The sequence below is a fragment of the Gracilibacillus suaedae genome (assembly GCF_017599345.1).
Taxonomy (GTDB): Bacteria; Bacillota; Bacilli; order Bacillales; family Amphibacillaceae; genus Gracilibacillus; species Gracilibacillus suaedae.
Genome location: NZ_JAGFVL010000055.1, coordinates 74,045 through 86,370 on the forward strand (window position 1 = coordinate 74,045; position 12,326 = coordinate 86,370).

Here is a 12,326-nt window from a genome sequence, read left to right on the forward strand (position 1 = left end):
TTGTTTGTGTTGATTTATTTTTGTTTTGTAGTATAATCAAAACAGAACCAAACAAATAAAACAAAACAAAAATGTTGAGGAGGAAATGCAGTGGTACAAAACAAATGGAATGACAGTCAGGTTGAACAAGGTGACGGATTAGCATCATTAGTTTACCGTTCCAATCTATTAGGTTCAGATCGTGCAGTTGTTAATATCGGTGGGGGAAACACATCATCTAAGACGATGGAAAAAGATTTCAAAGGTGACGACATTGAAGTAATGTGGGTAAAAGGAAGCGGCTCTGACTTGGCAACGATGAAAGCTCATAACTTTACCGGACTCAAATTGGATGATATCCGCCCGCTCCTTGAGCGTGAAGATATGTCTGATGAAGAGATGGTAGAATATTTATCACATTGTATGATAGATTCCAAACATCCACGTTCATCTATTGAAACATTATTACATGCCTTTCTACCGTTTAAACAGGTAGACCATACACATCCAGATGCAATCATTAGTATTGCTTGTGCAGATAATGGGAAAGAGATTGCAGAAGAAATTTATGGAGACCGCTTTGTATGGGTACCGTATATTCGCCCGGGTTTCAAGCTGTCTAAAATGATTGCAGAAGGTGTAAAAGATAATCCTAGAGCAGAATTAGTTATTATGGAGAAACATGGTCTGGTAACATGGGGGGAAACATCTAAGGAAAGTTACAATAAAACAATTGCAATCATCAATGAAGCAGAAAGCTATATTAACCAAAAAGCACAAGGTCAGACCTTATTTGGTGGTGACAAATATCAGTCGGTAGCAAAAGAAGAACGTGAAAATCTTCTCGCAGAAGTAATGCCACTTGTACGGGGACAAGTTAGTAATGATAAGCAAATGTTAGCAACCTATAATGATGATGACGATGTCTTAGCATTTGTGAATAGTGTAAATGTAGAACAGTTATCTCAGGTGGGAGCTGCTTGTCCAGATCACCTTGTTCATACTAAACGAGTACCATTATATATTGACTGGGATCCACAATCAGGTGATATCGATTTATTAAAAGAAAAAATTACAAAAGGCATTAAAGCCTATCAAGAGGAATATGTCGCGTATTTTGAACGTAATAAGAATGAAGGCGACGAAATCATGGAAACGGCACCTCGTATTATATTAATTCCAGGTCTGGGAATGATCAACACAGGGAAAGACTGGAAAGCAGCAAACATTAGTGAACAACTTTATCATCGTGCAATTGCAGTTATGAGTGGGGCAACAGTTCTTGGGAACTTCGTATCACTTAATGAAGAAGAATCATACTTAATTGAATACTGGCCATTAGAACTCTATAAACTAAGCCTTGCACCACCAGAAACAGAATTTTCTCGTCAAGTTGCCTTTGTAACGGGAGGAGCTGGTGGTATCGGTACCGCAACAACATATCGTTTAATTGAAGATGGTGCCCATGTAGTTATTGCCGATATCAACCTAGAAGGTGCTGAGAATCTAGCAAAAGAAATCAACGATAAATATGGTTGGAATCGTGCTTTTGCGGTGAAAATGGACGTTACAAAAGAAGAAGAAGTACAAGCAGCGATAGCAGCATCTGTACGTGAGTATGGCGGTATTGATATCTTAGTTAATAATGCAGGTCTAGCAAGCTCCAGTCCTTTCGAAGAAACAACGATGGATCAATGGAACTTAAATATTAACGTTTTAGTAACAGGGTATTTCCTTGTCGCACGTGAAGTGTTCAAATTAATGAAAGACCAAGGAGTTGGAGGTAACATGGTATTTATCGGGTCGAAAAACTCGATTTATGCTGGCAAAAATGCCGCGGCATACAGTACAGCAAAAGCGGCGGAAGTGCATTTAGCTCGCACAGTTGCTGCTGATGGTGGTGCATTAGGTATTCGAGTTAACTCTGTCTTACCGGATGCTGTTATTAGAGGATCTAAGATTTGGGATTCCTCTTGGAAGAAGGAACGTGCGTCTTCCTATGGTATCGGTACAGACGATTTAGAAGAACATTACCGTAAACGTACGATCTTAAACGTTAATATTTTACCAGAGGATATTGCTGAATCTGTTGCTTTCCTTGCTTCATCAAAAGCAGCAAAAACAACAGGTTGTATGGTAACTGTTGATGGTGGGGTAGCAGCAGCATTTACTAGATAATGCTAGAACATGGATAAACTCTCGTTATGAGGGTTTATCCATTCTACTATATGCTGAAAACATGATAGAATGATAGAAAGAGCAATGGTGATGTTCCTAAAAGGGGAGTAAAAACATGAAAATATCATTTTTTGTTACATGTTTAGGAGATATGTTCTATGTGAATGCAGGGAAAGCAGCAGTCGAATTGTTGGAACATCTCGGCTGTGAAGTCGATTTTCCGAAAGCGCAAACATGTTGTGGCCAGCCTGCTTATAACAGTGGATATCATAAAGAGACACTTGAGGTGGCAAAGCATTTAGTGGAAACTTTTGAAGATGCAGAATATGTAGTAGGTATTTCAGGCTCTTGTGTTTATATGATCCATGAATATGTACATTTATTTGAAGAAGGTTCAGAATGGCAGAAACGAGCAAGCAAATTAAAGGATAAAACATATGAGTTAACACAGTTTATTGTCGATGTGCTTGATGTAGAAGATGTTGGTGCAAGCTATGAAGGTGTTGCTACTTATCATACATCATGCCATATGACCAGATTATTAGGTGTAACAGAAGCACCATTTCGGTTGTTAGAGAATGTAAAGGGATTACAGATGATTGATTTACCAAATCGCCATGATTGTTGTGGATTCGGTGGAACATTTTCGGTCAAGATGAGTGACATTTCAGAACAGATGGTTGATGAGAAAGTGGAGCATATTGAAGAAACGAAAGCGAACCTTTTACTAGGGGCAGATGGTAGCTGTCTTATGAACATCGGTGGACGTTTGTCTAGGAATGGAAGTTCTGTTGAGGTAAAGCATATCGCGGAAATTTTAAATAGCAGAGGTGACCTATAATGCCGATGCACATTGGAGAGAAAGACTTTAAAAAAAGGGTAACAAAAGGATTAGAAGATGATTTTATGCGAGGTGCTGTTCGTTCTGCACAAGGAAGGTTGCAAGACAAACGAGCAACTGCAGCAGATGAATTAGGTGATTGGGAAGATTGGCGGACACTTGGCTCAGAAATTCGGAGTCACACGATTGAACATTTGGATTATTATTTACATCAATTAAGTGAAAAGGTTGCGGAACTAGGCGGTCATGTCTTTTTTGCCGAAACGGGAGAAGAAGCGAACGAATATATTCAGAAAGTAGCGACAGAAAAAGAAGCAAAGAAAATTGCTAAATCAAAATCGATGGTAACGGAAGAAATCTCCATGAATGAAGCTCTCGAGGCTATCGGCTGTGAAGTAATTGAAACAGATTTGGGCGAATATATTTTGCAAATTGATGATCATGATCCGCCTTCACATATTGTGGCGCCAGCACTTCATAAGAATAAAGAACAGATCCGTGATGTCTTTCATGAGAAATTAGATTACTTGAAATCAGAAAAACCGGAAGAGTTAGCGTTGTTTGCCCGTGAAAAATTACGAGAAGAATTTCTTTCCGCTGACTTAGGAATTACCGGATGTAATTTTGCGGTTGCAGAATCTGGTTCATTTGCTTTGGTTACGAATGAAGGTAATGCTCGCATGGTATCAGCACTACCGAAAACCCAGATTACCGTTATGGGAATGGAAAGAATTGTTCCAGGCTGGGAAGAGCTTGATATCGTTGTTAGCTTGTTAACGAGAGCAGCCGTTGGTCAGAAATTAACGAGTTATATTACAGCATTAACTGGTCCTAAGCAACTAGAAGAAGCAGATGGACCTGAAGAGTTTCATTTAGTTATTGTAGATAACGGAAGGTCAAAAATCTTAGGCACGGAATTTCAGGAAGCATTACATTGTATTCGATGTGCAGCATGTATCAATGTCTGTCCTGTATATCGTCATGTCGGAGGGCATGCCTATGGATCGATTTATCCTGGACCAATTGGTGCGGTGCTTTCTCCTTTATTATCAGACTATGATGAATACAAAGAATTACCATATGCCTCATCCTTATGTGGAGCCTGTACAGAAGTTTGTCCGGTAAAAATTCCACTTCACGAACAATTGATTATGCATCGGAGAAAAATTGTCGAAGATGAGAAAAAATCAACCTTGTCAGAACGTGTGGTGATGAGAGGTTTCGAACAACTCGTCAATTCAGCAAATCTTTATCGGACCGCAACGAAAATGGCACCATTTTTAACGACACCATTTGCTAAAAATCAGTTGATCACGAAAGGTCCTGGACCATTAAAACATTGGACACACGCGAGAGATTTTCCTCAACCTGCCAATGAACGCTTTCGTGATTGGTTTGAGAATCGCCAAAAACGAGGTGAAAAAAATGCCTAAAGGTAATATTATCAACCGCGATTCCTTTTTAACAAATATTCGCGAAAAGATAGGTGGCATTGCTGCCGATAAACCGGTAGAAAAACCTAGCTGGTCTGTGAAACCACAGAAAAAAGTATTAGAAGGATATGATCAAGACCAATTAATTAGTGTGTTAAGAGAACAGTGTAAAGAGATTCACACAGATTTTTATCAAACAACATTAGCGGAATTAACTGGAACCATAACAGAAGTGATGGAGGAATACGAATCAGAATCCATTGTTTATTCAGATGATCCGAGATTTGATAATGCTAACATAGAAGAGTACTTACAAGGTTTGAATGCTTTTAAGTGGGACCGTAATGATCGGGAAAATTCCATTAAAGTAGCAGAAAGAGCTGAAGTGGGGATTACGTTTAGTGACATTACTTTAGCAGAATCGGGTACAGTTGTTCTATTGAATGATAAAGGACAAGGGCGATCTGTTAGCTTGTTACCAGCCAATTATATAGCTATTATTCCGAAGACCTCCATTGTAAAAAGAATGACCCAGGCAACTGACTATATTCACGCCAAAGTCGAAAAAGGAGAAGATATTGCCTCCTGTATTAATTTTATTACCGGCCCAAGTAACAGTGCTGACATTGAAATGAATCTAGTAGTTGGTGTCCACGGACCAATTCGAGCAGCTTATATCGTTGTGGATGATTTGTAAATATATTGAGTAATGTGTTTGTTATTGTAAAGTACTAAGAGGAGTACCTTATTTCCGAAATGTGAGGAAAGTTCCATCCATATTTATTTCCTTACTCATATCCCAATTCTCCGATTTAAGTATGATGCTTGTATTTATCGAGGATTCCTTGCTATGATAGGAGAAGATGTTGTAGGAAGGGGTAGGCAGATGAAGGTTTATCAAAATATGACGGAGTTGATTGGAAACACTCCTTTAGTTAAATTAAATCGTCTTGTACCTGAAGGTGCTGCAGATATTTATGTGAAATTAGAAATGTTTAATCCTTCAAAGAGTGTGAAGGATCGAGCTGCTTATAACATGATTGTCGAAGCAGAAAAGGCGGGAATGTTGAGAGAAGGTTCTACTATTATTGAACCAACAAGCGGAAATACAGGTATCGGACTGGCACAGACATGTGCTGCCAAAGGTTATCAAGCTGTTTTGGTGATGCCGGATAACATGACACAGGAACGTATCAATATTTTAAAAGCATATGGTGCTAAGGTGGTTTTGACACCTAGTGCAGAAAAAATGCCTGGAGCGATTAAAAAGGCTAAAGAATTAGTAGAAGAAATTCCAAATAGCTTTATGCCGCAACAGTTTGAAAATAAAGCAAATCCAGATATTCATCGAACCACCACTGCTCGTGAAATTTTAGAGCAGACAAATCATGACTTAGATGGATTTGTTGCAACCGCTGGAACAGGAGGAACTATTACAGGTACTGGTGAAGTATTAAGGGAAGAATTGCCTGACCTGCATATAGCTGTTGTCGAACCAAAAGGATCTCCTGTATTATCTGGTGGTAAACCTGGTAAACACAAACTGGTTGGCACAAGCCCTGGTTTTGTTCCAGATATTTTAAATACTTCTATTTACGATGAAATTATTCAAATCGCAGATGAAGACGCAGTTAACACATTCAAACGGCTAGCATCTGAAGAAGGAATCTTTGTTGGTCCATCAGCAGGCGCAGCAGTTTTTGCTGCTATCCAAGTAGCAAAAAAACTGGGAGCAGGTAAAAATGTTGTCTGCATTGCTCCAGATACAGGTGAACGTTATTTAAGTATGCACTTGTTCTAAAAGCATAAGCGATTAGGAACAATGCAATTCCTAACGATATACACAAAACGCTTTAAGAGATCAGTCAGAAACTGATCTCTTTGTTATACGATGGAAGTAGGGTACCTCTGTTCCTTGAAAAAAGCTTTTCCTTGCTTGGGTAAAAAGCTTTATCTAAGTAACAGAAACAAATATCTAAAGAAGCATCTATCTTACTCCTCGAATTATTTTTCTTCCATTTAAATTAAGCACTTTTGCATGTTCTTTATTTTACAATATTGAAAGTTACTTTCTAATAAGGGCCAAAATACGGACCTGGTCCATATGGCCCTGGTGAAATTGGTGGTCCATATGGAGGATAATTGTAATAAGGTGGATATGGTGGGTATGGATAAGGTCCAGGAGGCCCGTCAAGAATTTCCCCTCCTAAAAATCCTAATCCAAATCCTAATAAACCTGCACCTAAAGGTCCGATTGGCCCAAAAAATCTTTCATCTGCATGTGGCTGGTGAGGATGACGTACATGTTGTGGTGTCATCTGATGGTAGTGGTGATGATACATATAACATTCCCCTTCCTCTGTAAACTTTCATCACTTGGTAGTAGCCTATGCACGAAATACAATTTGGGATGGGATATTCACCTATTTTTGAAAAAATAATTTATGGAAGGTGGTTGGTCCATTGCAAATAATTGAGAAAGACAACGTAAAATGGGAAGAGGAGTTTTTACATCAAGATGTTCCAAGTATTACGCCGTATTTAACGAAAGACGTTCAGGAAGCTCCGATTATACTAGTGATTCCCGGAGGTGGTTATGGTCATCGTGCTTACCATGAAGGGGAGCCTGTCGCAAAGTGGTTAAATCAAAATGGATTTCATGCATGTGTATTAAGATACCAAGTTGCACCGATTTCACAACAAGAAACGATTGAACAGGCACAAAAGGCTATACAAACGATGAAAACCAAAAGAACTGATTGGGGATTGAATGATCAACATAAAGTAGGGGTATTAGGTTTTTCTGCCGGTGGTCACCTTGCAGCGATAATAAGTAATCGTTATCTGGAATCAAAAGGTTATACATCAAGACCTGATTTCCAAATCCTTTGTTATCCAGTGATTACCATGGACGAATTTACACATGAAGGTAGTAAAACAAATTTACTCGGTGAAAATCCAGATCAACAATTGATTGATCAGTATTCTTGTGAGAAAATGGTACATGAAAATACTCCGTCCGCATTTATCTGGTCTACTGCAAATGATCAATCGGTGTTATCAGTAAATAGCTTAAAATATGCAGAGGCATTGCAATGCTATCAAATACCTTATGAGTTACATATTTATCAAGATGGCAGACATGGTTTGGGTCTTGCTGATGAACATCCTAATACAGTAAACTGGAAACAAGCTTGTATTCGTTGGCTAAGTGCTTATATAACAGAAGGTGAGGAAGACTAATGGCAAAAAAGGTAAAAATGCTCGTGCAATCCACCTATAACAAGGAATTACTGCGAGCAGGTAAAGTATATGAAATCAATGATGAAACAGCAAAACGTTGGCAAATTAGCCGAATTGCTGAAATCATTGAAGAAGAGGAAAAAGATTAATATAGCTCCAATAGCTTTCGTAACTTCAAGCGGAAGCTATTTTTTTGTTCATCGGTAAATTTCTTTGGGCCTTTCGTTCGTATACCAGCTTTTCTAGCTTTAGCATTTACATGTCGCTCTTGTAACATTTGGTTTATTTTATCTTTTGAATAAGTAAAACCAACATGATGCATGACATAGCAACCTTTCTCTAAACAAAGTGCTGCAAGCCCATAGTCCTGTGTAATGACGAGATCATCACGCTGAACCATTTGTACAATGCGGTAGTCAACTGCATCAGCTCCGTCATCTACATATTTTACTGTTACATGTTTAGGCGTATCTTGTATTGAAAAATGACTGTAGCTTTTTACTACAATCACGTCTATTAGAAAACGTTTTGCCTCGTCCATGATGATATCTGTAACAGGACAAGCATCTGCATCAACATATATCTTCATAAAATACGCTCCATTCTTAATATTAGTAGCCATGAATAGTATAGCAAATTTGCCAAAATTATAGTATGATTTTCTTAATCTATATATAGAAAGTTAGGAAATGAAATGAAAAGTTATTTGAAAGAACAACAAGAGCATATGCTGAACATGTTAGAACAGTTAGTCAATATCGATAGCGGCTCTTACGATAAAGCTGGTGTCGATAAAGTAGGAGCAGTCATGAAACATTTATATCAACAAATTGATTTTGAAGTGGAAGAAGTGCAACAAGAAGAAGCAGGTAATCATCTAATTATTCGAAAAAAGAATGTGGATCCTTTAAAACCAACAATATTAATCCTTACACACATGGATACCGTTTTTGAAAAGGGAACAGCTAATGAAAGACCATTTCATATCAATGGAAATCGAGCATACGGACCTGGAGTAATCGATATGAAAGCAAGCCTTGTTTCTGTATATTATGCGATGAAGGCATTACTAGAACATAAGAAAGCGGCTGTCGAACAGGTGGAAATATTACTTACTAGTGATGAAGAAATCGGTTCTCCAACCTCCAGAGCATTAATCGAGAAACATGCACAAAATAAAAAATTTGCTTTAGTAATGGAACCTGCCCGAAAAAATGGAGCAATCGTCTCGGCAAGAAGAGGAAAAGGGCTTTATAAATTAGAAGTGATCGGAAAAGCAGCTCACTCTGGTATTGAACCGGAAAAGGGGAGAAGCGCTATCGAAGAGTTAGCGTATAAAATAATTCAATTATACGATATTACTGATGAAGAAGAAGGGATTCATGTCAATGTCGGATTAATAGAAGGAGGAACTTCTGTAAATACTGTTTCCGATCATGCAACAGCACAGATAGATGTGCGCTTTCGAACACAAGAACAAGCAGAAGAAATTAAAGAACAAATTGCTGCAATTATGGCTAATACGGAAGTAGATGGAACAAAAGTCAAAATCGAAGGTGATATTAATCGTCCCCCGATGGAAAAAACTGAACAAACAGAAAAACTACTTCGGATTATTAAACGAGTCGGGGACGAACTAGATATTTTTATTAAGGATACAGAAACAGGTGGGGGATCTGATGCTTCATTTACGTCAGCATTAGGTGTACCAACTGTTGATGGACTAGGACCTATAGGAGGACGAGCCCACCGAGAAAGCGAATATCTGGAATTAGAATCATTTGTCCCAAGAACAATACTTTTAGCACACGTAATTGACGAATTAGCAAAGTAAAAAAGAGGCTAACTATATAAAGTCAATAGGGTGGTTACCCCCAAAAGTTAGAGTTTAATTATGCAGCTGATTGGCTGAATTGAGTTCGATATTCGACTGGACTCAATCCAGCCAATTTTTCTTTTGACCGTTCATGGTTGTACCAGTCAATATATTCTTCAATTCGGCTTTTTAATTCCTCGTAGCTTACTAATTCTTCTCCATAATACATTTCTTGTTTCAATTTGAGTTCGAATGCCGCTTTTGCCTATGCTTTTCGTGGAACGCATTCGGATTCTCCCGAAAAGCTCTCAACTTTTTTAGGTAGGCATTTTCTAACCTTAGTAGTTCATTCTCACGTTCTAATTCTTCTTCACGTGATAACTTCTTACCCTGCGCTTTATAGGCGTTTACCCAATTTTTTAATGGAGTGGAACTGGGCATATTATATTTTTTCGACAACGAGTTATATCCAAGGCTCCCATACAAATACTCGTTGACAAGCTTTATTTTAAATTCTTCACTATATTTGGCCATAAAAACACCCCCGAAAGTTAGATTTTCCACTCTAACTTTCGGGGGGTGGTACCTAGTTAGCCTCTTTTATTATCCTGCATAATAATTTTCTTGAAGGAAATGTAAATGGTGTCTTAATATTTGCATTTCTTCTTCGTTTAATGGTACTAGTGGTAAACGGACATTTCCTACGTCTATACCATTCATTCCTAGAGCTGCTTTTACAGGTGTTGGGCTTGGTGCCATAAACATCGTTTGCATGATTGGCAGCAAATATTGATGTAATTGCTGTGCTCTTAATATATCACCATTTTGACAAGCAGCAACCATTTCATTCATTTCGTTACCAATGATATGTGAAGAGACTGATACTATTCCATGTGCTCCAATTGCAACAGCAGGAAGTGTTAAATGATCATCACCACTGTATAGTGAGAAGTCCTGGTCTGTTTCTCGAATGATTTTTGTCATAACATCAAGGTTACCACTAGCTTCTTTAACAGAGACGATATTATCGATTTTAGCAAGTTCAATAATGGTTTCAGGATTCACATTTACACTTGTTCTACCCGGTATATTATATAACATCACTGGGAGAGTAGTAGATTCCGCAATGACTTTAAAGTGCTGATATAAGCCTTCCTGTGAAGGTTTATTGTAGTATGGCGCAACAAGCATAACCCCATCTACACCAATCGTTTCCACCTTTTTTGTCATTTCAATAGATTCACGAGTATTGTTTGATCCTGTCCCTGCTATGATAGGTACGCGACCATTAACTGTTTTAACAGTAAATTTAATGAGTGATAATTTCTCTTCTTTTGATAGTGTAGGAGATTCTCCAGTTGTCCCGGCAACAACTAGTGCATCTGTTCCATTTTGTAGTAAATAGTTAATTAATCGTTCTGTTTTTCCATAATCAATGTCTCCATTTTGATCAAAGGGAGTTACCATTGCGGTTAATACACGTCCAAAGTTCATGATATATCCACCTCTATTCAAAGATTTAAAACAATTTGACTAGTTCCATTGAATAGAGGGTATCTCATCGCCAATTGAAAATAAAAAGATGCAACAATGAGAGCATTGTTGCATCTGGAATTCAAATTGGATTCGATGCGTGAGATAGCCCTCCATATAGTGTGGCACTATATGACAGCCCTACATTTGTTCAATGAAGGACCAGTAAAATAAGTTGATGCATACTTATTTTACTTCGGCAAATTCCCCTTTCGATAGCTTTCTCAGGCAACACCAGCCTCCCACTATGTACTAATGGTTTTTGCACCTCTATTCTCACTTCAATAAAAATTGAAGCAAAATATTTAATTGTTTTACGTTGATACCAACTATATCAAAAAATATCGATTCATGCAATCTGATTTACAAAAAAATTTTCTTGACAATATGGAAAAATTTGATATGATGAAGTCGAATTAAATATTATCAACACATTCCACTAGGGGTGTCTTTTAAAGACTGAGATTAAAGTAATACTTTAAGACCCTTAGAACCTGATCTGGTTCATACCAGCGTAGGGAAGTGGCTAGTATCTAATAAATTGCAATACTTTTTATATGGATAAGTATAGCCACTATCTCTACGTATGTATGGATAGTGGCTTTTTGTGTTTGGAGGAGGGTTTTGCTGTAACTAAGTGACTCATCAAGAACGGGTAAGACTAGACGAATACTTATTCTTAATTAAAAAAAGGAGATGGATGTAGATGAAAAAAACGTTAACTTTGACTGATATTTTGATAACCATTGTTATTGCCTTTATTTTTAGTGTTATTTACAAACTGTGGGGTCCATTATACAGCTTTGTAGGGATACTTGGTTTACATGTGGATCAGTTAATATACGGTATGTGGTTTATGGCTGCAACAGTAGCTTTTCTGATTATTCGCAAGCCGGGTATTGCTTTATTAGCAGAACTCGCAGCTGCTCAAGGAGAATTTTTATTTGGTGGACAATGGGGTATATCACTCCTTCTATATGGTCTTATACAGGGATTAGGCTGTGAACTAATCTTTGCTATGTATCGATATAAGAGTTATCGTCTGTATGTTACTTGTCTAGCAGCAATAGGCGCTGCGATAGGATCACTCCTATTAGATGTTTTTTATGGATATATCGATTCATTAGCACTTTGGAACCTTACCTTGTTGATCGTTGCCAGATTAGTAGGATCGATATTGATTACAGGTGTATTTGCTTATTACTTAGTAGAAGCATTGGACAAAACGGGTGTCACCAAGGCAATCCGTCCAGTATCTAATGATGATTATCAAAGACTCGAAGATGAGATGAGGTAAATTGGC

14 protein-coding genes and 2 riboswitches are annotated in these 12,326 nt (G+C 37.9%); of the genes, 9 read left to right on the top strand and 5 right to left on the bottom strand.

Features of this window, described 5'->3' with window-relative positions; all coding sequences use genetic code 11:
* The first annotated feature begins 90 nt into the window (after positions 1–90).
* The 5 genes from J5J03_RS16205 to cysK all read left to right on the top strand — a co-directional run bounded on the left by J5J03_RS16205 (position 91) and on the right by cysK (position 6,232).
* The gene (locus J5J03_RS16205; RefSeq protein WP_208590923.1) at positions 91–2,157 is read left to right on the top strand and encodes a bifunctional aldolase/short-chain dehydrogenase; all 2,067 of its coding nucleotides are present in this window, start codon (positions 91–93) and stop codon (positions 2,155–2,157) included.
* A 115-nt stretch (positions 2,158–2,272) separates the two neighbouring features.
* Positions 2,273–2,998 carry a (Fe-S)-binding protein gene (locus J5J03_RS16210; RefSeq protein ID WP_208590925.1) on the top strand — a complete coding sequence of 242 codons (726 nt, stop codon included), beginning with the start codon at positions 2,273–2,275 and terminating at the stop codon, positions 2,996–2,998.
* Positions 2,998–4,431 carry a LutB/LldF family L-lactate oxidation iron-sulfur protein gene (locus J5J03_RS16215; RefSeq protein ID WP_208590927.1) on the top strand — a complete coding sequence of 478 codons (1,434 nt, stop codon included), beginning with the start codon at positions 2,998–3,000 and terminating at the stop codon, positions 4,429–4,431. The genes J5J03_RS16210 and J5J03_RS16215 overlap by 1 nt, the downstream gene beginning before the upstream one ends.
* Positions 4,424–5,128 (top strand): LutC/YkgG family protein, encoded by a 705-nt coding sequence (locus tag J5J03_RS16220; protein WP_208590929.1) that lies wholly within the window; start codon positions 4,424–4,426, stop codon positions 5,126–5,128. Before J5J03_RS16215 ends, J5J03_RS16220 begins: the two co-directional genes overlap by 8 nt.
* A 189-nt stretch (positions 5,129–5,317) precedes the next feature.
* A complete protein-coding gene (cysK, locus tag J5J03_RS16225) occupies positions 5,318–6,232 on the top strand; it encodes a cysteine synthase A (RefSeq protein ID WP_208590931.1) in 915 nt (304 codons plus the stop codon).
* A gap of 271 nt (positions 6,233–6,503) precedes the next feature.
* On the opposite strand, the gene J5J03_RS16230 is transcribed toward cysK, so the two are convergent.
* Positions 6,504–6,773 (bottom strand): hypothetical protein, encoded by a 270-nt coding sequence (locus tag J5J03_RS16230; protein ID WP_231710790.1) that lies wholly within the window; start codon positions 6,771–6,773, stop codon positions 6,504–6,506.
* A gap of 121 nt (positions 6,774–6,894) precedes the next feature.
* Here J5J03_RS16230 and J5J03_RS16235 point away from each other — a divergent pair, with 121 nt between their 5' ends.
* Entirely contained in the window at positions 6,895–7,674 is a 780-nt protein-coding gene (locus J5J03_RS16235; protein ID WP_208590932.1) for an alpha/beta hydrolase, read from the top strand.
* Positions 7,674–7,823, top strand: a complete 150-nt coding sequence (locus J5J03_RS16240) for a hypothetical protein (protein WP_018933964.1) — start codon at positions 7,674–7,676, stop codon at positions 7,821–7,823. The genes J5J03_RS16235 and J5J03_RS16240 overlap by 1 nt, the downstream gene beginning before the upstream one ends.
* Here J5J03_RS16240 and J5J03_RS16245 read toward each other — a convergent pair.
* Positions 7,820–8,263 (bottom strand): YaiI/YqxD family protein, encoded by a 444-nt coding sequence (locus J5J03_RS16245; RefSeq protein ID WP_208590933.1) that lies wholly within the window; start codon positions 8,261–8,263, stop codon positions 7,820–7,822. The genes J5J03_RS16240 and J5J03_RS16245 overlap by 4 nt on opposite strands.
* A 105-nt stretch (positions 8,264–8,368) precedes the next feature.
* On the opposite strand from J5J03_RS16245, the gene J5J03_RS16250 reads away from it, so the two are divergent.
* Positions 8,369–9,508 (top strand): M20 family metallopeptidase, encoded by a 1,140-nt coding sequence (locus J5J03_RS16250; RefSeq protein WP_208590934.1) that lies wholly within the window; start codon positions 8,369–8,371, stop codon positions 9,506–9,508.
* 58 nt (positions 9,509–9,566) lie between these two features.
* Here the strand turns inward: J5J03_RS16250 and J5J03_RS16255 are convergent, their stop codons facing one another.
* The 3 genes from J5J03_RS16255 to dapA all read right to left on the bottom strand — a co-directional run bounded on the left by J5J03_RS16255 (position 9,567) and on the right by dapA (position 10,984).
* Positions 9,567–9,731, bottom strand: a complete 165-nt coding sequence (locus tag J5J03_RS16255) for an IS3 family transposase (RefSeq protein WP_208590935.1) — start codon at positions 9,729–9,731, stop codon at positions 9,567–9,569.
* Positions 9,728–10,024 (bottom strand): transposase, encoded by a 297-nt coding sequence (locus J5J03_RS16260; RefSeq protein WP_208590936.1) that lies wholly within the window; start codon positions 10,022–10,024, stop codon positions 9,728–9,730. Before J5J03_RS16260 ends, J5J03_RS16255 begins: the two co-directional genes overlap by 4 nt.
* Before the next feature lie 69 nt (positions 10,025–10,093).
* Positions 10,094–10,984, bottom strand: a complete 891-nt coding sequence (dapA, locus tag J5J03_RS16265; RefSeq protein ID WP_208590937.1) for a 4-hydroxy-tetrahydrodipicolinate synthase — start codon at positions 10,982–10,984, stop codon at positions 10,094–10,096.
* A 137-nt stretch (positions 10,985–11,121) separates the two neighbouring features.
* A riboswitch (Lysine riboswitch) is annotated at positions 11,122–11,304 on the bottom strand.
* 150 nt (positions 11,305–11,454) lie between these two features.
* Positions 11,455–11,561: riboswitch (TPP riboswitch) on the top strand.
* A 168-nt stretch (positions 11,562–11,729) separates the two neighbouring features.
* On the opposite strand from dapA, the gene J5J03_RS16270 reads away from it, so the two are divergent.
* The gene (locus J5J03_RS16270; protein ID WP_208590939.1) at positions 11,730–12,320 is read left to right on the top strand and encodes an ECF transporter S component; all 591 of its coding nucleotides are present in this window, start codon (positions 11,730–11,732) and stop codon (positions 12,318–12,320) included.
* Positions 12,321–12,326 lie beyond the last annotated feature (6 nt).